Raw genomic sequence first — 19,852 nt, 5'->3', positions numbered from 1 at the left:
TCCGTTGGCATGGGGAATCGATGAAGCCCTGCGCGTCGCCGCGCTTTGGTCCATCGCCCCCTCTGTCACGGGAACCTGAGAGCTTTGACCGGACTGCCCTTGGGCTTGGCCGGCTTACCCCTTCGGTGGCTGCCGCATCGGCAGCGCTTTCCAGAGTATCGTTGGCGCGCGCGGTCCCTGATGCCTGAGAGATTCCGGGGCGGTTGCTCCTTCGGCGGTGGGTTGCCCCACACTCTCCCGCGCGTGCCCATGAAGGTTGCCCCCCATCGACGCCGCGAGCCTTGGCCGGGCGCGGCGTGCGAGTCAATCGGGCTTTAGCGCGTCGCGTTATACTTCAGCTGATCCTCGGTCAGCTGGAAGCCGACCAGCGCCTCGAAGGTCGCGGCCTGCACCGCCGAGCGGATCGCCGGATCGGCGAGCGGGTCCATCGCCGCGGCCTGGTCGCCGGCCTTGCGCTTCTCGGTCAGCCGCTTGCGGACGTCCTCGGGCAGGCTGGCGGCGGCGCGCGACACCGTGGCGCTGGCCTGGCCGCTCACTTGGGCGCGGACCTGGCCGTCGGCGAAATGCACGGTCAACGGGTGGACGCGCTTGGCGACCACCGACGATCCGCCGCGCACCACGGTGATGAAATAGGGCAGGGTAACGTCGCGCGCCGGCCCCGGCTGGGGGCGGCTGGCGAGCACGTCGAAGGTCACGTTGGTGACCACCTGGTCGCTGGCATCGTCGCAGGTCGAGGCGACGTTGGTCAGCACTGCAGTGACGTCGATTGCGGTCGAATCGCGGCTGTCGGCGGGATTGAATGTCGTCAGGTCGCCGGTGCCGACGGGCACGCCGACGCGCGGGCATACCGAACGGACCGCAGTGATGCCGCCCTCGGCGATCTCGCCGGTGCGGGCGCAGCCGCCGGCAACCAGCAGGATCAGGGCAGGGACGGCGAGCTTGGCGAGCGACACGGGCGGTACACCTTTCAGACGGAACAACGGGCCACGCATCGCGAGGCCCGGGAAACGGCGGGCACCATAGGAACCGGCTTTCGCGCGCGCAAGCAATCGCGTAGAGCCGGCTCCATCATGACCGAGACTGTGAAGCCTGCCCTCGAAGTGCTGATCGCCGCGCCGCGCGGCTTCTGTGCCGGGGTCGATCGCGCGATCCGCATCGTCGAGCTGGCGATCGAGAAATATGGCGCGCCGGTCTATGTCCGGCACGAGATCGTCCACAACAAGTTCGTCGTCGATACGCTCAAGGCGCAGGGCGCGATCTTCGTCGAGGAGCTCGATCAGGTGCCCGACGGCGTGCCGGTGGTGTTCTCGGCGCACGGCGTGCCCAAGGCGGTCCCCGCCAAGGCGGCCGAGCGCGGCCTCGAATATCTCGACGCGACCTGCCCGCTGGTGTCCAAGGTCCATCGCCAGGCCGAGCGGCTGGTTGCCTCGGGGCGCCACATCCTGTTCATCGGCCACAAGGGGCATCCCGAAGTGATCGGCACCTTCGGCCAGGTTCCCGACGGCGCGATGACGCTGATCGAGACTCCGGCCGATGCCGAGGCGGTGCAGGCTGCCGATCCTGAGAACCTCGCCTTCCTCACCCAGACGACGCTGTCGGTCGACGATACCGCGGCGACGCTCGAGGTGCTCAAGCGCCGCTTCCCCGCGATCCTCGCACCCGGCCCGAACGACATCTGCTATGCCACCACCAATCGCCAGGGCGCGGTCAAGGCGATCGCCTCCTCGGTCGATCTGATGCTGGTGATCGGTGGCGCGAATTCGTCCAATTCGCTGCGCCTCGTCGAGGTCGCCGAGCGCCAGGGCACTACGGCCTATCTGATCCCGCGCGCCGACGCGCTCGACTGGACCTGGTTCGACGGCGTCGGCTCGCTCGGGATCAGCGCCGGGGCCTCCGCGCCCGAACTGCTGGTCCGCGAGCTCGTCGCCAAGCTTTCGGAACGCTTCGAGATTCGCGAGCGCGACGTCGAGACCGTCGAAGAGAATGTCGTGTTCAAGCTGCCCCGCGGGCTCGAGGCAGCCTGAAATTCCCCTCCCTGCAAGGGAGGGGTTAGGGGTGGGTTGGCGCCGACGGGGCTCGATGCCTCGGTCGGCGCTTTGGTGCTGGGCGACAGCGTCTTTGGGCGCGCAGACTCGCGCACCCACCCCCAGCCCCTCCCTGCAGGCAGGGAGGGGAGCCGAATGCCTATCCTCATCCCAAGCACAACTGCGGTTGTATCCGCCGCCCATCCGGGAGATGGGTCCCCGCTTTCGCGGGAATGACGACAGGGGGAAGGTGGCAGTCTACACACAGGTATCGGCGGAAGCGCTGGCATCCTTCCTCGCGAAGTTCGATGCCGGCGAACTTGTCTCCGCCAAGGGCATTGCCGAGGGGGTCGAGAACTCCAACTATCTCGTCGACACCACGCAGAGCCGCTTCATCCTGACGCTCTACGAGAAGCGCGTCGCCGCAGACGATCTGCCCTATTTCATGGCGCTGCTCGATCACCTCGCCGCCAAGGGCCTGCCCGTGCCGCCCGCCATCGCCGACCGCGACGGCGTCGAGATCCACCAGCTCGAAGGCCGCCCGGCCTGCCTGATCAAGTTTCTCCCCGGCGTCTCGGTGACCACGCCCACCCCCGCCCAGGCCCGCGCCGCCGGCGCCGCGCTCGGCCAGATGCACCGCGCGCTCGCAGACTTCTCCCTGGAACGCCCGAACACGATGGGCGTCGATACCTGGCAGGGCCAGCTCGACCGCTGCGGCCGCGATCTCGACGGCATTGCGCCGGGCCTGTTCGAGTCCGTCGCCGCTGCCCTCGAACGCATCCTCGCGCGCTGGCCGCGGCACCTCGCCACCTCCGCGATCCATGCCGATCTGTTCCCCGACAATGTCCTGATGCTGGGCGACGACGTCACCGGGCTGATCGACTTCTATTTCGCCTGCACCGATCTGCGCGCCTTCGACTTCGCCATCACCCACGGCGCCTGGTCGTTCGATCCGTCGGGCAGTCGCTATGATCCGGCGATCGGCGCGGGACTGATCGAGGGCTATGGCGTGCTCACCGACGAAGAGCGCGCCGCGCTGCCGATCCTGGCGCAAGGCGCTGCGCTGCGCTTCCTGCTCAGCCGCGCCTGGGATTGGCTCAACACCCCGGCCGACGCGCTTGTCACCAGGAAAGATCCGATCGCCTATCTGCGCCGGCTGGACTTCTACGCAGCGAACGGCGACGCGCTTTTCGCATGACCGAACTCCAACATGTCGAAATCGCCACCGATGGCGCGTGCAAGGGCAATCCCGGCCGCGGCGGCTGGGGCGTGGTGCTGCGCATGGGCGGCACCGAAAAGGAATTGTCCGGCGGCGAGCCGCACACCACCAATAACCGCATGGAAATGATGGCGGCGATCCAGGGGCTCAAGGCGCTGACCCGTCCGTGCCGCGTCACGCTTTCCACCGACAGCCGCTATGTGATGGACGGCCTCACCAAGTGGATCCACGGCTGGATGAAGAATGGCTGGCGCACTGCCGACAAGAAGCCGGTCAAGAATGCCGAGCTCTGGCAGGAACTCCTCGCCGCCGCCAAGCCGCACCGCGTCGAATGGGTCTGGGTCAAGGGCCATGCCGGCCACCCCGACAACGAACGCGCCGACAAGCTCGCCAGCGACGCCGCCCTGGCGCAGTGACCCGATCGATCCTACCCTGCAGAGCTGGGGAGAGGTTGGGAATCCATGGACGCGAATGGCGGCTAACGCCCCAATTGCCGACGTTCCTGTTTCCGTCACCCCGGCCTTGAGCCGGGGTCCCGCTTCTTCTGGAGTTTGACGAGAGGCTCGAACAGATCATGCCGCTCGGGATTAAAGCCCTTGATCCCTGCCAAGAGCAAAAAGAAGCGGGACCCCGGGTCAAGCCCGGGGTGACGAAGAGAAGGTCCGCTTCCCACCCAAACTCCGCCCATCGCAGCCTTGGGCCTACCGCCTGGCTATTCGAAGCCCTCGACCAATTCCTTGGTCTCGCGCAGCCCGAGGCCGGTCGCGTCGCGCGCGATCTTGATTGCATCGATCTTGCGCCCCGCCGCAAGCAGCGCACGCACCTCCGCCTCGACTTGGGGGACAAGGTCGTGCTGCGCGCCCTTGGCTGCGACGGCACCGGGGTTGGTGCGCGGCGCAATTGCTGCCCGCCCAGCAAAGGGTCGCGCCGCCGCGACAATTGCAGGAGGGCCAGCAGCAATCCCAGAAAGACCAGCGCCGCGACGATCAGCAAGGGTAGGGGAATGAACATCGTTGCTCCTGCGCCGGACCGAATTCCCGTCTGGCACTCGCGCAGGAAATCGGGAAGCGCGTCAGGTCGCGACTTCGATCCCCTGCAGCAGTCCGTCGAGCAGCGCCGCGGTCTGATCGTCGCCGGCGCGCACCGCGCGGCGGAGCAGATCGGTGACGTGCGCAAGCGCCCGCTCGGGTCCGAAGACCGCGATCAGCTGTTCGGCAGAGGTGGATCGTGCCCAGTGCATGAAGCGTATATAGCAGTGCGGGCTCAAGGCGTTAACATCCGGTTAACTGCGTAGCCGGGCGACGGCCGGGCGGGGTGTCGCTCGGCCGCCGGGGGGATCAGACCGTCGCTTCGAGCAGCGTCGTCGTCTCCGGCTTGGGCAGGCCGTTTGCCTTATATTCGGCGATCAGTTCTTCCTTGCGGGCCCGCAGCTGGTCGCCCAGCGCGTCCATGTCGAGCCCGGCCTTGCGCGCCTGGGAGAACATGCCCTCCATGCGCATTTCCTCTTCCTCGACATGGTGTTCGATCTGCTCGGAAAGCACCTTGACCTTGGCATCGTAGAAATCGTCGTCCGGGCTGCCCGCCTCGATCTCGGCAATCAGCACTTTGGCGCTGTCATGCTCGACATAGGCTTCCTTGAGCATGTCTTCTTCGATCTTGCCTTCGCAGGCCGGATAGAAGATCTCCTCCTCGATCTTGGCGTGGACGGTCAGCTCCAGGCAGATTTCCAGCGCGATCTTCTGCTTGCGGCCATCGCCCTTGGCCGACTCGAAGGCTTCGAACAGTTCTTCGACCTTGCGATGATCGGCTTTGAGTAGCGCGACGGCGTCCTGCTTCTTGTCTTCGGCCATGATCTCGTCTCCCTTGTTGGCGATTCAAGCGAAGCGCGCAGGTAATCGTTCCGCGATTCGAAGGACTTGCGAGTCGTTCGCAGCCTCGGGCTTTGCGCACGGCATTGACCCGCCGCGCCGCGCCGCTAATCCGCTCTGCCATGATCAAGCACGCTCTCTCCGTCACCCGCGAAGCCGATTTCGCCGCCTGGTATCAAGCCGTCATTGCCGAGGCCGACATGGCCGAGGAAAGCGGCGTGCGCGGCTGCATGGTCATCCGGCCATGGGGCTATGGCATCTGGGAGCGCATCCAGCGCCTGCTCGACGATCGCATCAAGGCGACGGGCCATGAGAATTGCTATTTCCCGCTGTTCATCCCGCTCTCCTATTTCGAAAAGGAAGCCGAGCATGTCGACGGCTTCGCCAAGGAAATGGCGGTGGTCACGCACCACCGGCTGATCCAGAAGGACGGCAAGCTCGTCCCCGATCCCGAAGCCAAGCTCGAGGAGCCGCTGGTCGTGCGGCCAACCTCGGAGACGGTGATCGGCACGGCGTTCAGCCGCTGGGTGCAGAGCTGGCGCGACCTCCCGGTGCTGATCAACCAATGGGCCAATGTCGTCCGCTGGGAGATGCGCACCCGCATGTTCCTGCGCACCACCGAGTTCCTCTGGCAGGAAGGGCACACTGCCCATGCCAGCGTCGAGGAAGCGCGCGAGGAGACGATGAACATCCTCGAACTCTATCGCAGCTTCGCCGAGGATTGCCTGGCGATGCCGGTGGTCGCCGGCGAGAAGCCCGAGAATGAGCGCTTCCCCGGCGCGGTCTCGACCTATTCGATCGAGGCGATGATGCAGGACGGCAAGGCGCTCCAGGCGGGCACTTCGCATTTCCTCGGCACCACCTTCAGCCAGGCGCAGAACATCCGCTTCCAGAACGCCGCCGGCGAACTCGAACTGGCCCAGACGACCAGCTGGGGCGTCTCCACCCGGATGATCGGCGGCGTGATCATGGTGCACGGCGATGACGACGGGCTGCGCGTGCCGCCGCGCATTGCGCCGTGGCAGATCGTCATCGTGCCGATGCTGCGCGATCAGCCCGAAGACGCTGCGATCGTCGATTATTGCAAGGCGCTCCAGGCCGATCTCGCCAGGCTCTCCGCGCTCGGCGAGCCGGTGCGCGCGCTGCTCGACCTGAAGCCGGCCAAGGCCGCGACCAAGCGCTGGGGCTGGGTCAAGAAGGGCGCGCCGATCGTGATCGAGGTCGGCGGCCGCGACGTCGCCGGCGGCAATGTCTCGGTGATCCGCCGCGACCGGCTCTATCGCGAAGACGGCAAGCTCGACAGCGCCGTGGTGGCGCGCGCCGATTTCGCCGGCGAGGCGGCGGCGATGCTGGAAGACATCCAGGCGTCGCTCCACAGCCAGGCCCGCGAACGGCTCGAGGCAAACATCACGCGCGGCGTCACCGACTTTGCTGATCTCGAAACGGCGTTCGCGGGCGACAAGCCCGGCTGGGTCGAAGTCGAATGGTCGAAGCCGACCGGCGCCGATCTCGACAAGGTGGTCGAGCGGTTGAAGGCGCTCAAGCTCACCTTCCGCAACGTGCCTAGCGACGCGGCACCGGCGGAAGGCGCCTGCATCTTCACCGGCCAGCCCGCGGTCGAGCGGATCCTGGTCGCGCGCGCCTATTGATGGAGCGCCGCGGCGTTCTCGGGCTCGCCGCCGCCGGCACCTTGGCGCCGCGGATCGTGCACGCGGCAGCCGCATGGGATGCTGTGGTCGATCCGCGCACCGGCACGCTCGGTGCGGCGCTCGCCCAGGCCGAAAAGGCCGGCCGCCCGTTCCGCATTCTGATCCGCGAAGGCGTGCTGGTCGAGAAGCTGACCGTCACTACACCCAATGTCACGATCGAGGGCAGCGGGCCGGGGACGGTGCTCAGCTTCGGCACCTATGCCGGCCTGCAGCACCCCGATGGCGGCAGCTGGGGCACCGGGCGGACGGGTACGCTGACCATCGCCGCGCCCGGCGTCACCCTGCGCAACCTGACGATCCGCAACAGCTTCGACTTTATCGGCGCCAAGCGCGACAGCGCCGGCAACGGCGCCCAGGCGGTCGCGCTCGCCATCGGCCGCGAGGCGGACCGCACGTCGGTCGAGAATTGCACGCTGCTCGGCTACCAGGATACGCTTTACGTCCAGGCCCGCGCCCTGCTTTCGGGATGCACGATCGTCGGCGGTGTCGACTTCATCTTCGGCGGCGCCGCGGCCTGGTTCGATCGCTGCACCATCGTCACCCGCGCAGTGCCAGGCGCCCCCAATCACGGCTATCTCGCGGCGCCCAGCACCCCGGCCGATCAGCCCTTCGGCCTGGTCTTCTCGCACTGCCGCCTAGCCCGCGAGCCCGGCGTCCCCGCGCAATCCACTTGGCTGGGAAGGCCGTGGCGCGCCGGCGGCAACATGGCGCTCACCGGCCAGGCGGTGTTCCTCGATTGCGGGATGGACGCGCATATCAAGCGCGAGGGCTGGACCTGGATGGGCTATAAGGGGCCCGACGGCGAGCAGCGCCGGCTGACCCCTCAGGAGGCCCGGCTGTTCGAAGCGCGCAGCCACGGTCCCGGGGCCGGCCCGGCCAGCGCGACCCGGCGAATGCTTGGCGATGCGGAAGCGGCGCGGTTCACCCGCGCCAACGTTCTCGGCGCAGATTTCAGCAGATAACCAGAGTCAGCGCGCGCATCAGGCTGCGCTCGATCGGCGCGTCGAAGCGGCAGCCGATATGGCCGCCATCGTTCCACACCACCGTCGCCGCGATCGGCAGGCTGCCGTGCAGCCGCAGCCACAGCCGCTCGCCTTGGTCATGCCCGGTCGCGCAGGCGAGCCGGCAGCCATAGACCGACAAGTCGCGCAGCGTTGCCTCGGCCGGCGTGTCGCCCTGTTTGCGCACGCTCGCGCGGCTGACCAGGATCGGATGCCGCGGGGCACTGCGCTGTTCGACCAGCGCAGGCGCCACTTTCCGATATTGCGAGAATTTGGTCGCCATATCCCTCCACCCTGGCTGCGGGCCTATGGGGAAGGGCTCAAGAAATGGTTAACGCCAATGCGCGGCGCACCAGCGTGCCACGGCGTCGCGCCCCGCGGGGTCGAGGTGCAGCCCCAGCTTGCTGCGCCGCCACAGCACGTCCTGCGCCGTCCGCGCCCATTCCTGGGCGTGCATCCAGCGCAGCTCGACTTCGCTCAGCCCGCCAGCGACGTCGGCGCCGAGATCGGCTTCGCTGTCGACATCGCGCAGCATGTCGCGCAGCGCGGTGCCATAGGCATGCGCCATCCGCGCCGATCGGGCGTCGCCCAGGAACGGCCAGCGCGCGCGCACCTCGCCGAGAAACTGGCCGAAATCGCCGATCGCCCCGCCGGGAAACACCCGCGCCCGCGTCCGCGGCGCCACCGGCCTACCCAGCGTCGGCCCCAGCTTTTCGAGTGCCTCCTCGGCCAGCGCCCGCGCGGTCGTGATCTTGCCGCCGAACACCGAGAGCAGGGGCGCCCCCGCGCCATCGAGCTCCAGCACATAATCGCGCGTCACTGCCTGCGCCTTGGCCGCACCGTCGTCGTGCAGCGGCCGCACGCCCGACCAGTCCCAGACGATGTCGGCGGGCGACACCTGCCGCGTGAAATAACGGTTCACCGCGTCGCACAGATAGGCGCGCTCCTCGTCCGAGCAGACCGCATCCTCGGGCCGCTCGACGGCGACGTCGGTGGTGCCGATCTCGGTGAACCCGCCCTCATAGGGGATCGCGAACACGATCCGCCGGTCGGGCTGCTGGAGGATATAGGCATGGTCCCCGTCGAACAGCCGCGGCACGACGATATGGCTGCCCTTGACCAGCCGCGCCCGCGAGGCGCTCGCAACCCCGACATCGTCGAGCAGCGCGCGCACCCAAGGGCCCGCCGCATTGACCAGCGCGCGCCCTTCCACGCTGCGCCCGTCGGACAGTTCGACCTGCCATCTGCCCTCCGCGCGCCGCGCCGAGACCAGGGCGGTGCGGGTCGCGATCTCGGCGCCATTCTCGGCGGCATCGCGCGCATTGGCCAGCGTCAGCCGCGCATCGTCGACCCAGGCGTCCGAATAGACGAACCCGCGATGCGTGCCCGCCAGCGGATCGGTGTACGCGGCGTCGCTTGGCCGCAGCCCGCGCGAGCGCGGCAGCGACGACCGCCCGGCTAGCAGATCGTACAGCCACAGCCCCATGCGCACGATCCACCAGGGCCGCACGCTATGCGCATGCGGGAGCACGAAGGTCAGCGGCCGGATCAGATGCGGCGCCGCGGCCAGCAGCCGTTCGCGCTCGTGCAGCGCCTCGCGCACCAGCCGGAACTCATAGGTCTCGAGATAGCGCAGCCCGCCATGGATCAGCTTGGTCGAGGCCGAACTGGTATGGCTGGCCAGATCGTCCTTCTCGACGAGCAGCACCGACAGGCCATTGAGCGCCGCCTCGCGCGCGATCGCGCAGCCATTGATGCCGCCCCCGGCGATGATCAGGTCATAGGTCACGGGGCGAGCCTAGGCGGGGAGGGGGTGGGCGGGCAATCTTCTATCCTCCCCCTGGCACGGGCGGAAAGAGATGACGAGACGCTTTTCACACCCTACATCTAGGGCCAATGGCTAAACCAAAACAAAAGGCTGGGCTGCCCACGCGGCAGCAGATCCTCGATTTCATCACGTCCTCCCCCACGCCCTCCGGCAAGCGCGAGATCGCCAAGGCGTTCGGCCTGCATGCGCAGGACAAGATCGCGCTCAAGGCGCTGCTCAAGGACATGGCCGATGAGGGGCTGATCGACAGCGCCCCCGGCCGCGCCTTCCACAAGATGGGCGGACTGCCCAAGGTCACCGTGCTGCGCATCACCGATATCGACGGCGACACCGTCTGGGCGGTGCCCGAGCGCTGGGAAGCCGAAGGCATTCCGGTGCCCCGCCTGCGCGTCCGCGAGCAGCGCGGCAAGCGCTCGGCATTGGGCGTCGGGGATCGCATCCTCGCGCGCACCGAAGAGGCCGGCAAGGGCTGGATCGCGCATCCGATGAAGAAGCTGGCCGGCGGCGAGGAGCAGATGCTCGGCGTCGTCCATGAAGAAGGCGGGCGGCTCTATCTCCAGGGCGTCGAGAAGAAGGAGCGCCACAGCTACCCGATCTCCGAGCGCAATGGCGCCGAACCGGGCGACCTCGTCCTCGCCAACAAGGCGGGCAAGCCGCCGCGCATCTTCGCGCATGTCACTCAGCGGCTCGGCGATCCCTTCGCTCCGCGCAGCTTCTCGCTGATCGCGATCCACCGCCATGCCATCCCCAACGTCTTCTCCGACGAGCTGCTGGCCGAGGCCGAGCGTATCTCGAAGCAACCGCTCGGCGAGCGCGAGGATTTGCGCGACCTGCCGATCGTCGCGATCGATCCCGCCGATGCGCGCGACCATGACGACGCGGTGTGGGCGACCCCCGATGACGATCCCAAGAACGAAGGCGGCTGGAAGGCGGTCGTCGCGATCGCCGATGTCAGCTTCTATGTCCGCCCCGGCTCCGAGCTCGATCGCGAGGCGCGCAAGCGCGGCAATTCGGTCTATTTCCCCGATCGCGTCGTGCCGATGCTGCCCGAGATCCTTTCGGCCGAAGTCTGTTCGCTCAAGGAAGGCGAGGATCGCGCCGCGCTCGCCTGCCACATCCAGGTCGGCAAGAGCGGTGAGCTAAAGTCGTGGCGCTTCACCCGCGCCGTCGTCAGCATCGCGGCGAACATCGCCTATGACGATGCCCAGACGATCATCGACGGCCCCGAAAGCCCGCGCGCCTTGCTCGACGATCGCTTCGCGCCCGGCGCGGAGAAGCGCGCCGAGATCGAGCCGGCGCTGCATCATCTCTGGGACTGTTGGCGCGCGCTCAACAAGGCGCGCGAAAAGCGCGAGCCGCTCGATCTCGACTTGCCCGAGCGCCGCATCGTGCTTGACGAGAAGGGCCGCATCCTCTCGGTCGCCCCGCGCGAGCGGCTCGATGCGCATAAGCTTATCGAGGACTATATGATCGCGGCAAATGTTGCCGCGGCAAAGGCTCTCGAGGCCAAGAAGGCGCCGGTGATGTACCGCATCCACGAGCCGCCGGCGCGCGAGAAGCTCGTCGCGCTCAAGGAATATCTCAAGACCTATGACATGGAGTTCGCGCTCGGTCAGGTCATCAAGCCCGCAACCTTCAACCATATCCTCGAACGGGTCGGCGAGGCGGATTTCCGTGACGAAGTCATGCAGCAGGTGCTGCGCAGCCAGACCCAGGCCTATTACGGCCCCCAAAATGCCGGGCATTTCGGCCTGTCGCTGGGCAGCTACGCCCATTTCACCTCGCCGATCCGCCGCTATGCCGATCTGATCGTCCATCGCTCGCTGGTCGCCGCCTACAAGCTCGGCCCCGGCGGGCTCACTGCCGAGGAGTTGGCGAGCATGGATCGTATCGGCGAGAGCATCTCCGCGCTCGAACGCCGCGCGATGGAGGCCGAACGCGAGACGGTCGATCGCTATGTCGCCGCCTATCTTTCCGAACATGTCGGTTCGGTGATGGATGCGCGGATCACCGGGGTGCAGAATTTCGGCTTCTTCGCCACGATCGAAGGCATTGGCGGCGACGGGCTGGTTCCGGTGCGCGACATCGGCCGCGAATATTTCCGCTATGACGAGGCCAGCCAGCGGCTGATCGGCGAGGATACCGGCGAATTCTATGCGCTGGGCCAGCGCCTCAAGCTGCGGCTGGCCGAGGCCAATCCGGTCTCGGGCGCGCTGCGCTTCGAGCTGCCCGACGGCAAGGGGAGTGGCAGCGGGGAGTCGTCCGAACGCCGCGGCGGCCCGCCCAAGCGCATCATCAAGCACCGCGGCCGCCCCGCCAACATCCGCCACCAGGGCCGCAAGCGCTGACCTTCTCCTCTCCCCGCCGGGGGAGGGACGGCGTTCCGTTCTCTGGTCGACATGCCTGGTTGAGCAACTGCGGCTTTGCTGTCAGCATGCGGCGGCCAACGGGAGCATGCCATGATCGCAGCATCACCGGTTCCATCCATTGTCGCCGGCCTCGTCGTCCGCGCCCGCCGCAGGATCGCCGCACATTTCTTCGTCCATCACGCGACCAGCGCCGATGACGCCGTCGCCTATGTGCCGCAGAGCCCTATCGAGACCCGCCAGTTCGCCCGAATGCAAAGCAAGGGCGTCGTGCGCGAGGCGGCGGCGGGCCGCTACTGGCTCGACACCGCCGCCTTTCAGGCCGAAAGCGACGCCCGCCGCCGCCGGCTGGTGCCGATCGTCATTGCGCTCTGTGTGCTCGCGGCGGTGCTCGTCACCTTCGCCTATCAGGGCTGACGTCGCCGGGGGAGTTCGAGGAGTTACTCCTCGATCGTGAAGGTCAGCCCGGCATGGTCCTCCAGTCGGCGCTTGAGCGGCTCGGCCATCAGCGCGCCGGGCGTCCAGATCCCGCCTTCGCCCTGGACGTCGCGGATCAGGCACAAGGCCGCCTCGGCGATCATCTTGCTGGTCGATCCATAGCCGGGATCGCGATCGCCCTTCACCGAAGCGGTCAACCGCTGGCCGTCGGGCATTTCGGCGATGAAGGCGAGGTCGTAATGCCCGTTGTCGCGCTCTTCCTTGCTCGGCCCTTCGCCAGGGGCGGGGCCCTTGTCGGCGTTCATAGGGTTCATCTTGGCGATCGCCTCGGCCGCGGCCTTGCCGATATCGCCGATGCCCGGCGCAACCAGCATCTCGTCATAGCGGAAGTCCTCGCCATAAGGATGCCCGGCGAGGAAGTTGGTGCGGTGGACATTCTTGGTGTTGATCACCGCCATCATGAACGGCGCGACCCAGCCGCCTACGGCCTCGTCATATTCGGGGAGCAGCCCCTTGGGCTGGCTCGGCCCCTCGAAGCCGGGGGTGAGCGCAAACGGGTTGATCAGCGCCTTGAGCACCGCCGGATCCTTGGCGGCGGCCATCGCCGTCGCCTTGCCGCTGGCGAAGGTGCCGCCCGAAAAGGTGCCCTTCATCGTGCGGACACGGCCCTTCACCCGCGGCGCCGGCTTGCCGAACCTGGCCTTGGCGGCCTGTTGCACGGTCCATACGCCAAGATCGAACGGGATCGAATCGAAGCCGCACGAGAACACGATCCGCGCGCCGCTGGCCTTGGCGGCGTCCGCATATTTGCCGATCATGTCGTGCATGAAATTGGGCTCGCCGCAGAGATCGACATAGGCCGTGCCGGTCTCGACGCAGGCCGCGAGCAGCGGTTCGCCGTGGAGCGTGTAGGGCCCGACGGTGGTGATCACCACCTGAGCGCGGGCAGTGAGTGCCTTGAGCGCGGCGGGATCGTCGGCATTGGCGGTGAGCAAGGCGGTGTCGGGCGCGGCGCCGATTTCGTTGCAGACCTCTTCGAGCTTGGTCAGCGAGCGCCCGGCCATCGCCCATTGGAGCTGCGGATAGGTGGTGGCGAGATATTCGGCGACGAGGCGGCCGGTAAAGCCGGTGGCGCCATAGACGATGATGTCGAATTCGCGATGGGCCACTGGTCTCTCCTGCTATGTCGTTGCAGGCAGCATACCCGATCTTCTGAAATCGGGAAGGCTTGTCTCAGCCCTCGTGGAACTGCAGCGCGGCGAGGCGGGCATAGAGTCCGCCCTGCGCGACCAGCTCGGCATGGCTGCCGGTCTCGACGATGCGGCCATCGTCCATCACGATGATCCGCGCCGCCGCGCGCACCGTCGCCAGCCGGTGGGCGATGACCAGCGTAGTGCGGTTGGCCATCAGCCGTTCGAGCGCGTCCTGGACGAGCCGCTCGCTTTCGGCGTCGAGCGCGGACGTCGCTTCGTCGAGCAGCAGGATCGGCGCGTCGCGGAGCAGCGCGCGGGCAATGGCGAGCCGCTGGCGCTGCCCGCCCGACAGGCGTGCGCCGCCTTCGCCCAGGAAGGTCTCGAGGCCCTGCGGCAGCTCGCGCAGGAACTCGGCGGCGTTGGCGGCCTCGGCCGCGGCCCAGATCGCCGCGTCGCTAGCATCCCAGGCGCCGTACCGCAGATTGTCGCGCGCCGAGGCGGCGAAGATCACCGTCTCCTGCGGCACGATCGCCATGCGGCTGCGAACCTCGGCCGGATCGGCATCGGGCAGCGCCACGCCGTCGACGCGGACCTGCCCGACCTCGGGATCGTAGAAGCGCTGGAGCAGCTGGAACAAGGTCGATTTGCCGGCGCCCGAGGGGCCCACCACCGCCACCGTCTCTCCCGGCGCTACGGCGAGCGAGAAGTCGGCCAGCGCGGAGACTTCGGGCCGCGTCGGATAACGGAAGGTGACGCGGTCGAAGGCGATCGCGCCCAGCGGCGGCTGGGGCAGCGCGATCGGCTGGGCGGGCGCGGCGATGTCGGGATGCTCGGCAAGCAGCTCGGCAAGCCGGCTGGCGGCGCCCGAACCGCGCAGCAGCTCGCCATAGGTCTCGGTCAGCGCGCCGAACGATCCGGTGACGAGCCCGGCGGTGATCACGAACGCGGTGATCGATCCGCCCGAGATCCGCCCCGCGGCGACGCCCGACACGGCGTCCCACATGATCAGCGTGATCGCCGTGAACAGCAGCCCGATCACCAGCGCGGTCATCACTGCCCGCAGCGCGAAGCGGCGCTTGCCGGCGGCGAAGCTGCGCTCGACGGCGCCTTCGAAGCGCTGCCCCTCGCGGCGCTCCTGCCCGAACGCCTGGACGATCCGCATCGCGCCGAGCGTCTCGGAGGCGATTGCGCCGATATCGGCGACGCGGTCCTGGCTCGATCGCGACAACTGGCGGACGCGCCCGCCCAGCCAGACGATCGGCAGCACGACCAGCGGGATGCCGATGATCAGGTACAGCGCGATCGTCGGCGCCAGCGCGAACAGATAGATCAGCCCGCCCAGTCCGGTGAGGAAGTTGCGCAGCGCGGTCGACACGGTGCTGCCGACGACCATCTCGATGATCGCCGTGTCCGAGGTCAGCCGCGACGCGATCTCGGACGGGCGGTTCTCCTCGAACCATTTGGGCGGCAGCCGCAGCAAGTTGCGGTGCACCGCAATCCGGATATCGGCGACGGTCCGCTCGCCGACCCAGGAGACGAAGTAGAAGCGTAGCGCCGTCGCGATCGCCAGCCCGAGGACGACGAGCAGCAGCCCCTGGAAATACACCCCAATTCGCGACGGATCGGCACCCGCGGCAAAGCCATTATCGACGATCTGCTTGAAGGTCCGTGGAACCCATAGCGTCGCCAGCGACGAGCCGAACAGCGCCAGCGTCGCCACCGCGAGCTGGAGCGGATAGCGCCGGGTGAAGCTCCAGACGATGAGCAGGTTGCTGAGCTTGCGCTTCGGTTGCGCAGGCGGAACGGGATCGGCCATGCGCGGCGACCTAGCGCGATTGGCTCGGCAGGGGAACCACCCGTGGTTTGGAAGATTTGGTATGACGACGTTGCACCGCAGCAAGCCGCGCTCTATTAGTAGGATAAGTCGCCACCGTTCCAACGGGTGACGGTGGAAGGAATTCGATGCTCTACGACGCTTACGAGATTCAGCGCTCGATGCTGGCAGGGGCCAGCGCCCTTGCGAACTTCTCCGCCGGCCTTCTCAACAATCCGGCCAACCCCTTTTCCTATTTCGGTGGCGGACCCGTGGTCGCCTCGGCGCTCGAAGTGTTCGCCCATGCCTCGGCGCCGCGCGGCAAGCCCGATTTCGCGCTCGACCACACGATCGTCGACGGTCGCGAAGTCGACGTCCATGAAGAGATCGTGCTGCGTAAGCCGTTCGGGCAGCTCAAGCGTTTCGTGCGCGCGGGCGTCGAGGGCGGTCCCAAGCTGCTGATCGTCGCGCCGATGTCGGGCCATTATGCCACGCTGCTGCGCGGCACGGTCGAGCGGATGCTGCCGGTCGCCGATGTCTACATCACCGATTGGCGCGACGCGAAGCTGGTCCCGCTGTCCGAAGGCCGTTTCGATCTCGACGATTATATCGATTATATCGTGAGCTTTCTCGAGCATATCGGCGCGCAGGGCGATGCCCGGCCGCACATGCTCGCGGTCTGCCAGCCGTCGGTGCCCTGCTATGCCGCCGCCGCGGTGATGAGCGCCGATCAGCATCCCAATCGTCCGCGCACGCTCACCATGATGGGCGGCCCGATCGATACCCGCGAGGCGCCCACGGCCGTCAACACGCTGGCGACCGAGCGTCCGCATGCCTGGTTCGAGCAGAATGTCATCGCCACGATCCCGGTGACCTATCCGGGTGCCGGGCGGAAAGTCTATCCCGGCTTCCTCCAGCTCGCCGGCTTCATGACGATGAACCTCGGCAGCCACATGATTTCGCATTGGGAGATGTTCAAGCATCTCGTCCAGGGCGATGGCGAAGCGTCCGACGCGACGATGAAGTTCTACGAGGAATATCGCTCGGTCTGCGACATGACCGCCGAATTCTATCTCCAGACGATCGATACCGTTTTCCAGGCGCACGCGCTGCCCAAGCGCGAGATGACGCATCGCGGCCGGCTGGTCGATCCCAGCGCGATCACCGATGTCGGCATCCTCGCGATCGAAGGCGAGAAGGACGACATCTCCGGCATCGGCCAGACCAAGGCGGCGCTGACCATCGCCGACAAGCTGCCGGAGCAGTTCAAGCGCTATCACCTCGCCGAGGGCGTCGGCCATTACGGCATCTTCAACGGTTCGAAGTGGCGCACCCGGATCGCGCCGGTGCTCGAGGAATGGATGGCCGCGCACAGCGGCTAGGGTTCGCGTGAGGCTGGCGGGTCAGGTTGAGAACGCAAATAGCCGCTACTACGTCATCCCGGTCTTGAGCCGGGATCCCGCTTCTTCTTCCGGCGCCAAGGCAGCGGGACCCCGGCTCAAGGCCGGGGTGACGAAGAGAAATTAGTCGCGACCGCGTTTGATGTAACCGGCGGGCGTATCCCACTCTCCGGCATCCCCGCTTTCGCCGGAATGACAGTCGGGAACCCCCAACTCAATTATATCCGCTCGTCGCAATCAGCGTATAGCCGAGCCAGGCGACGCCCGCCCAGATCGCGACGATGATCGCTATCCCGGCCACGCTCACCGGGCGCTGCGTCTCGGCCTCGGCCCGCGCGCGATGTTCGGCGAACAGCGCCGCGGGGATCATCTTCTCGAACAGCCAGACGCCCAGCGGGATCAGGACCGCATCGTCGAGCAGGCCGATCACCGGGATGAAATCCGGGATCAGGTCGATCGGCGACAGCGCATAGGCGGCGACCAGCACTCCGAACAGCCGGGCATGCAGCGGCGTGCGCGGATCGCGGATCGCGAGCCATACGGCATGCGCCTCGGTGCGGACGCGGTGGGCGAGGGTGGGACCCATGGCCTGTGCGTCGCGCGAACGGGGCCGCGGGTCAAGGCTTCGCACCCGGCGCAGGCCGGGGCGCTGGCATGCCGCATTTCCGGCAGAGGTGTCCCTAGCGCCGGGGACGATTGCGCCACCGGCGCCAGGCAGGCGGGCTCACTCCTCCGCAGTCGTCCCGACCACGGCATGGCTGCCTTCCTCGTCGCCTTTGATCGTGCCGCCGAACAGCATCTTGAGCACGCCGCTCGCCGACATATCGGTTTCCCACAGCTCGGCGCTATCGATGTCGAAACGCAGCAGCGCGAGGTTGGGATCGTCCTTGCCCCCCGGAAACCATGCCTCGACCTGCCGATTCCACAATTTGTCGATCTGCGCGAAATCGTTGTCGACGCGGGCGGTGCCCGCCAGGCAGGCGAAATAGTCATGCCCCTTGGAGACGAACTGCGCCATCGCCTCGCCGCCCTTGGCGAGGCGGTTGTCCTTGCCGATGAAGAAGAACAGCGTGTCGACCTGATCCTTGTCGAGCTGCGCGGTGAGCGGAATGCTGTGCCCGCCATCGTGCAGTCCGATCATCACGAAGGGGCTGTCGTCGAGCTTCTTCCAGAGGTCTTTCTTGAGTTTGGCGACGTCGGCCATGATGCTCTCCCGGGATAGTGTTCGCCGGGGTAACGAGCGGCCCGGTTCAGGCGTTCCCCAGCGCGGCGGCGGCACCGACCAGTTCGAGGTCGTTGCGGGTCACCACGGCGGTCGGCACTTCGGAGAGGTGGCGGCGGAACGCGGCCTTGCTTTCGAAGCGGCGGCGGAAGCCCGGGTCCATCAATTGCGGATGGATGCCGCGTGCGATCGGGCCGGTCAGGTACACGCCGTCCCAGGCACCGAAGGCAAGCGCAAGATCGCCGGCGAAGGCGCCGAGATGCTCGACGAACATCTTCATCACTGCGCTGCTGGTCGGATCGCGTCCGGCGTTGCGGGTGATGTCCTCGGGCTTGCTCACATGCTTGCCGCCCGACAGCGCCTCATAGGCGAGCAGCAGCCCCGGCGCGCTGAGCAACGTCTCGACGTCGAGCGCGATGCCCTTTTTGTGGCAATGCTCGGCGAAAATCTTCTCGTCCGGGGTCTGCGGCGCAAAGGCGATGTGGCCGGCCTCGCTCTGGATCGGGACGAGGCGATCGCCCGAGGATATCAGTGCAGCGACGCCCAGGCCCGTGCCGGTGCCGATCACGACATAATTGCCGCCGGCCTCGACCGGGCGCGGCGGAGGGCCATGGAGCGGGGCGAAAGCGCTCAGCGACAGGCGCGTGAGTGCAAGTGCGTTGGCGGCGCATTCGTTGAGCGCGCGCGGGCGCACCCGCAGCACGGCTTCGACGCCCGAGAGCGAGATATACCAGCGGCTGCCGGTCAGGTTGATCAGGTCGCCGCGCGCCGCGCCTGCGACGGCGAGCACGCTGGGGAGCTTGGCGTCTTGCAGCCCGACGCCGCCGAGATAGGCGACGAGCGCGCTGGTGAAAGTGGGATGTTCCGCGGTCATGAACTTGCGGATGTCGCGCGGCGCCTCGCCGGCATCGCCGCCGGTCAGTCCGAACCGAACCGATTGGCGGCCGATATCGGCCACCAGCGCTACTTCGCCCATCAGAAATCCCTCTTCCCGGCCCCTCTGCTGGGGGCTCCCGCCGCTGTTATCGCTAACCTGAGTTACCAAAACACCAAGGCGCGCGCATGTGGCAGCGTTGTCGGCAAGGGTGGGGATTGCGCCAGCGCGCGCAAGCGCGATCCGCTAAATGCCTTGTTACAGGCGCTTACGGCTAGACAGCCCGCGGCGCAGCCCCGCTACGACGGCCAGCGCGACGAGCACCGCTACCATGTCGGCCAGCCAGTCCATCACGTCGGATGTGCGATGCAGCATCGGGATCGCCTGCACCACTTCGATCAGCGCGCCGAAGCCGGCGAGCGCGATCACCCAGTGCAGCGGCCGGATACGGGGATATGACGCGCTCCCGAGTATCGTCAGCGTCGCAAAGGCAAGCATGTGCTGCACCTTGTCGATCGGGTCGCCGGGAAGCCGCGGCGGATGCGGCAGGATCGCCATGACGAAGGCGAAAAGCAGCGCGGCCCAGAAGAGCCAGGGGAGGAGGCGTGCGAACATGCGCGCGTCGTAGCGAGGCTGCACCGGCTCCGCCATAGCGCAAGGTTCAGCCGGCGAACGCCGGCCAGCAGTCAGGGCTGTCCTACAGGGCGCCTTTCATGCCAGAATCGCGGCCTGCTCTTTGAAATCGTCAGCCGGTCAGAATATTCGCGAGGCAACCAAAGGGTTTCTCGCGCAAAAAGAGGCGTATCGTGTCAAGCGTGACAACCGATCGCGCACGGGATTGTGGATGCCGCACGACTAAAGCATTGAAAGATCGCGAAAATCGCCCGCGCCGAGTGC

Annotated in this window: 20 protein-coding genes and 1 riboswitch; of the genes, 8 read left to right on the top strand and 12 right to left on the bottom strand. The window is 67.2% G+C overall.

The window, feature by feature from the left end; translation table 11 throughout:
- Window positions 1-161: 161 nt before the first annotated feature.
- Window positions 162-250, bottom strand: a riboswitch (glycine riboswitch).
- Between the two features lie 64 nt (window positions 251-314).
- Entirely contained in the window at window positions 315-953 is a 639-nt protein-coding gene (locus tag AB2M62_RS12765; RefSeq protein WP_404334259.1) for a hypothetical protein, read from the bottom strand.
- Window positions 954-1,070: 117 nt separating this feature from the next.
- Between AB2M62_RS12765 and ispH the strand changes: the two genes are divergently transcribed.
- The 3 genes from ispH (at window position 1,071) to rnhA (ending at window position 3,659) form a co-directional block, all read left to right on the top strand.
- A complete protein-coding gene (gene ispH / locus AB2M62_RS12760) occupies window positions 1,071-2,024 on the top strand; it encodes a 4-hydroxy-3-methylbut-2-enyl diphosphate reductase (RefSeq protein ID WP_404334257.1) in 954 nt (317 codons plus the stop codon).
- A 250-nt stretch (window positions 2,025-2,274) separates the two neighbouring features.
- The gene (gene thrB, locus AB2M62_RS12755) at window positions 2,275-3,222 is read left to right on the top strand and encodes a homoserine kinase (protein ID WP_404334255.1); all 948 of its coding nucleotides are present in this window, start codon (window positions 2,275-2,277) and stop codon (window positions 3,220-3,222) included.
- Window positions 3,219-3,659 (top strand): ribonuclease HI, encoded by a 441-nt coding sequence (gene rnhA, locus AB2M62_RS12750; protein WP_404334253.1) that lies wholly within the window; start codon window positions 3,219-3,221, stop codon window positions 3,657-3,659. Before thrB ends, rnhA begins: the two co-directional genes overlap by 4 nt.
- A gap of 296 nt (window positions 3,660-3,955) precedes the next feature.
- Here the strand turns inward: rnhA and AB2M62_RS12745 are convergent, their stop codons facing one another.
- The 3 genes from AB2M62_RS12745 to AB2M62_RS12735 form a co-directional block, all read right to left on the bottom strand.
- Window positions 3,956-4,066: a ribosomal protein L7/L12 gene (locus AB2M62_RS12745; RefSeq protein WP_404334251.1), complete on the bottom strand. Its 111-nt coding sequence runs from the start codon at window positions 4,064-4,066 to the stop codon at window positions 3,956-3,958.
- A gap of 249 nt (window positions 4,067-4,315) precedes the next feature.
- Window positions 4,316-4,483, bottom strand: coding sequence for a hypothetical protein (locus tag AB2M62_RS12740; protein ID WP_404334249.1), 168 nt, complete (start codon window positions 4,481-4,483; stop codon window positions 4,316-4,318).
- 97 nt (window positions 4,484-4,580) lie between these two features.
- Window positions 4,581-5,093: a hemerythrin domain-containing protein gene (locus AB2M62_RS12735; RefSeq protein ID WP_404334247.1), complete on the bottom strand. Its 513-nt coding sequence runs from the start codon at window positions 5,091-5,093 to the stop codon at window positions 4,581-4,583.
- Window positions 5,094-5,233: 140 nt separating this feature from the next.
- Between AB2M62_RS12735 and proS the strand changes: the two genes are divergently transcribed.
- Together proS and AB2M62_RS12725 are read left to right on the top strand one after the other, a co-directional pair.
- Window positions 5,234-6,760: a proline--tRNA ligase gene (gene proS, locus AB2M62_RS12730; RefSeq protein WP_404334245.1), complete on the top strand. Its 1,527-nt coding sequence runs from the start codon at window positions 5,234-5,236 to the stop codon at window positions 6,758-6,760.
- On the top strand, window positions 6,760-7,782 hold the full coding sequence (locus AB2M62_RS12725; RefSeq protein ID WP_404334244.1) for a pectinesterase family protein: 1,023 nt from the start codon (window positions 6,760-6,762) through the stop codon (window positions 7,780-7,782). Before proS ends, AB2M62_RS12725 begins: the two co-directional genes overlap by 1 nt.
- On the opposite strand, the gene AB2M62_RS12720 is transcribed toward AB2M62_RS12725, so the two are convergent.
- Together AB2M62_RS12720 and glpD are read right to left on the bottom strand one after the other, a co-directional pair.
- A complete protein-coding gene (locus AB2M62_RS12720) occupies window positions 7,772-8,104 on the bottom strand; it encodes a PilZ domain-containing protein (RefSeq protein ID WP_404334242.1) in 333 nt (110 codons plus the stop codon). The genes AB2M62_RS12725 and AB2M62_RS12720 overlap by 11 nt on opposite strands.
- A gap of 48 nt (window positions 8,105-8,152) precedes the next feature.
- On the bottom strand, window positions 8,153-9,610 hold the full coding sequence (gene glpD / locus AB2M62_RS12715) for a glycerol-3-phosphate dehydrogenase (RefSeq protein WP_404334240.1): 1,458 nt from the start codon (window positions 9,608-9,610) through the stop codon (window positions 8,153-8,155).
- Window positions 9,611-9,717: 107 nt separating this feature from the next.
- Between glpD and rnr the strand changes: the two genes are divergently transcribed.
- Together rnr and AB2M62_RS12705 are read left to right on the top strand one after the other, a co-directional pair.
- Window positions 9,718-11,997, top strand: coding sequence for a ribonuclease R (gene rnr, locus AB2M62_RS12710; RefSeq protein WP_404334238.1), 2,280 nt, complete (start codon window positions 9,718-9,720; stop codon window positions 11,995-11,997).
- A gap of 111 nt (window positions 11,998-12,108) precedes the next feature.
- Window positions 12,109-12,432, top strand: a complete 324-nt coding sequence (locus tag AB2M62_RS12705) for a hypothetical protein (protein ID WP_404334236.1) — start codon at window positions 12,109-12,111, stop codon at window positions 12,430-12,432.
- A gap of 23 nt (window positions 12,433-12,455) precedes the next feature.
- Here the strand turns inward: AB2M62_RS12705 and AB2M62_RS12700 are convergent, their stop codons facing one another.
- Together AB2M62_RS12700 and AB2M62_RS12695 are read right to left on the bottom strand one after the other, a co-directional pair.
- Window positions 12,456-13,622, bottom strand: coding sequence for a saccharopine dehydrogenase family protein (locus AB2M62_RS12700; RefSeq protein ID WP_404334234.1), 1,167 nt, complete (start codon window positions 13,620-13,622; stop codon window positions 12,456-12,458).
- A 64-nt stretch (window positions 13,623-13,686) separates the two neighbouring features.
- Window positions 13,687-15,462: an ABC transporter transmembrane domain-containing protein gene (locus AB2M62_RS12695; protein ID WP_404334232.1), complete on the bottom strand. Its 1,776-nt coding sequence runs from the start codon at window positions 15,460-15,462 to the stop codon at window positions 13,687-13,689.
- Window positions 15,463-15,608: 146 nt separating this feature from the next.
- Here AB2M62_RS12695 and AB2M62_RS12690 point away from each other — a divergent pair, with 146 nt between their 5' ends.
- Entirely contained in the window at window positions 15,609-16,841 is a 1,233-nt protein-coding gene (locus AB2M62_RS12690; RefSeq protein ID WP_404334230.1) for a polyhydroxyalkanoate depolymerase, read from the top strand.
- A gap of 232 nt (window positions 16,842-17,073) precedes the next feature.
- On the opposite strand, the gene AB2M62_RS12685 is transcribed toward AB2M62_RS12690, so the two are convergent.
- The 4 genes from AB2M62_RS12685 to AB2M62_RS12670 form a co-directional block, all read right to left on the bottom strand.
- The gene (locus AB2M62_RS12685) at window positions 17,074-17,445 is read right to left on the bottom strand and encodes a YkvA family protein (protein WP_404334229.1); all 372 of its coding nucleotides are present in this window, start codon (window positions 17,443-17,445) and stop codon (window positions 17,074-17,076) included.
- Window positions 17,446-17,583: 138 nt separating this feature from the next.
- On the bottom strand, window positions 17,584-18,063 hold the full coding sequence (locus AB2M62_RS12680) for a pyridoxamine 5'-phosphate oxidase family protein (protein ID WP_404334227.1): 480 nt from the start codon (window positions 18,061-18,063) through the stop codon (window positions 17,584-17,586).
- A gap of 46 nt (window positions 18,064-18,109) precedes the next feature.
- Window positions 18,110-19,057: a glucokinase gene (locus tag AB2M62_RS12675; protein WP_404334225.1), complete on the bottom strand. Its 948-nt coding sequence runs from the start codon at window positions 19,055-19,057 to the stop codon at window positions 18,110-18,112.
- A 156-nt stretch (window positions 19,058-19,213) separates the two neighbouring features.
- Window positions 19,214-19,570 (bottom strand): hypothetical protein, encoded by a 357-nt coding sequence (locus AB2M62_RS12670; RefSeq protein ID WP_404334223.1) that lies wholly within the window; start codon window positions 19,568-19,570, stop codon window positions 19,214-19,216.
- Window positions 19,571-19,852: the final 282 nt, after the last annotated feature.

This window comes from Sphingomonas sp. MMS12-HWE2-04 (genome assembly GCF_044881185.1).
Taxonomy (GTDB): domain Bacteria; phylum Pseudomonadota; class Alphaproteobacteria; order Sphingomonadales; family Sphingomonadaceae; genus Sphingomonas.
The sequence above is the reverse complement of the archived record's forward strand: the minus strand, read 5'-3'. Positions and strand labels throughout refer to the sequence as shown.

What these genes read in the sequence shown, in the direction of transcription:
- AB2M62_RS12670 (WP_404334223.1), bottom strand. Translation starts at nt 19,570, where the DNA reads ATGTTCGCACGCCTCCTCCCCTGGCTCTTCTGGGCCGCGCTGCTTTTC.
- rnr (WP_404334238.1), top strand. Translation starts at nt 9,718, where the DNA reads ATGGCTAAACCAAAACAAAAGGCTGGGCTGCCCACGCGGCAGCAGATC.
- AB2M62_RS12675 (WP_404334225.1), bottom strand. Translation starts at nt 19,057, where the DNA reads ATGGGCGAAGTAGCGCTGGTGGCCGATATCGGCCGCCAATCGGTTCGG.
- AB2M62_RS12720 (WP_404334242.1), bottom strand. Translation starts at nt 8,104, where the DNA reads ATGGCGACCAAATTCTCGCAATATCGGAAAGTGGCGCCTGCGCTGGTC.
- proS (WP_404334245.1), top strand. Translation starts at nt 5,234, where the DNA reads ATGATCAAGCACGCTCTCTCCGTCACCCGCGAAGCCGATTTCGCCGCC.
- ispH (WP_404334257.1), top strand. Translation starts at nt 1,071, where the DNA reads ATGACCGAGACTGTGAAGCCTGCCCTCGAAGTGCTGATCGCCGCGCCG.
- AB2M62_RS12705 (WP_404334236.1), top strand. Translation starts at nt 12,109, where the DNA reads ATGATCGCAGCATCACCGGTTCCATCCATTGTCGCCGGCCTCGTCGTC.
- AB2M62_RS12695 (WP_404334232.1), bottom strand. Translation starts at nt 15,462, where the DNA reads ATGGCCGATCCCGTTCCGCCTGCGCAACCGAAGCGCAAGCTCAGCAAC.
- AB2M62_RS12735 (WP_404334247.1), bottom strand. Translation starts at nt 5,093, where the DNA reads ATGGCCGAAGACAAGAAGCAGGACGCCGTCGCGCTACTCAAAGCCGAT.
- AB2M62_RS12690 (WP_404334230.1), top strand. Translation starts at nt 15,609, where the DNA reads ATGCTCTACGACGCTTACGAGATTCAGCGCTCGATGCTGGCAGGGGCC.
- AB2M62_RS12725 (WP_404334244.1), top strand. Translation starts at nt 6,760, where the DNA reads ATGGAGCGCCGCGGCGTTCTCGGGCTCGCCGCCGCCGGCACCTTGGCG.
- AB2M62_RS12740 (WP_404334249.1), bottom strand. Translation starts at nt 4,483, where the DNA reads ATGCACTGGGCACGATCCACCTCTGCCGAACAGCTGATCGCGGTCTTC.
- AB2M62_RS12685 (WP_404334229.1), bottom strand. Translation starts at nt 17,445, where the DNA reads ATGGGTCCCACCCTCGCCCACCGCGTCCGCACCGAGGCGCATGCCGTA.
- rnhA (WP_404334253.1), top strand. Translation starts at nt 3,219, where the DNA reads ATGACCGAACTCCAACATGTCGAAATCGCCACCGATGGCGCGTGCAAG.
- AB2M62_RS12680 (WP_404334227.1), bottom strand. Translation starts at nt 18,063, where the DNA reads ATGGCCGACGTCGCCAAACTCAAGAAAGACCTCTGGAAGAAGCTCGAC.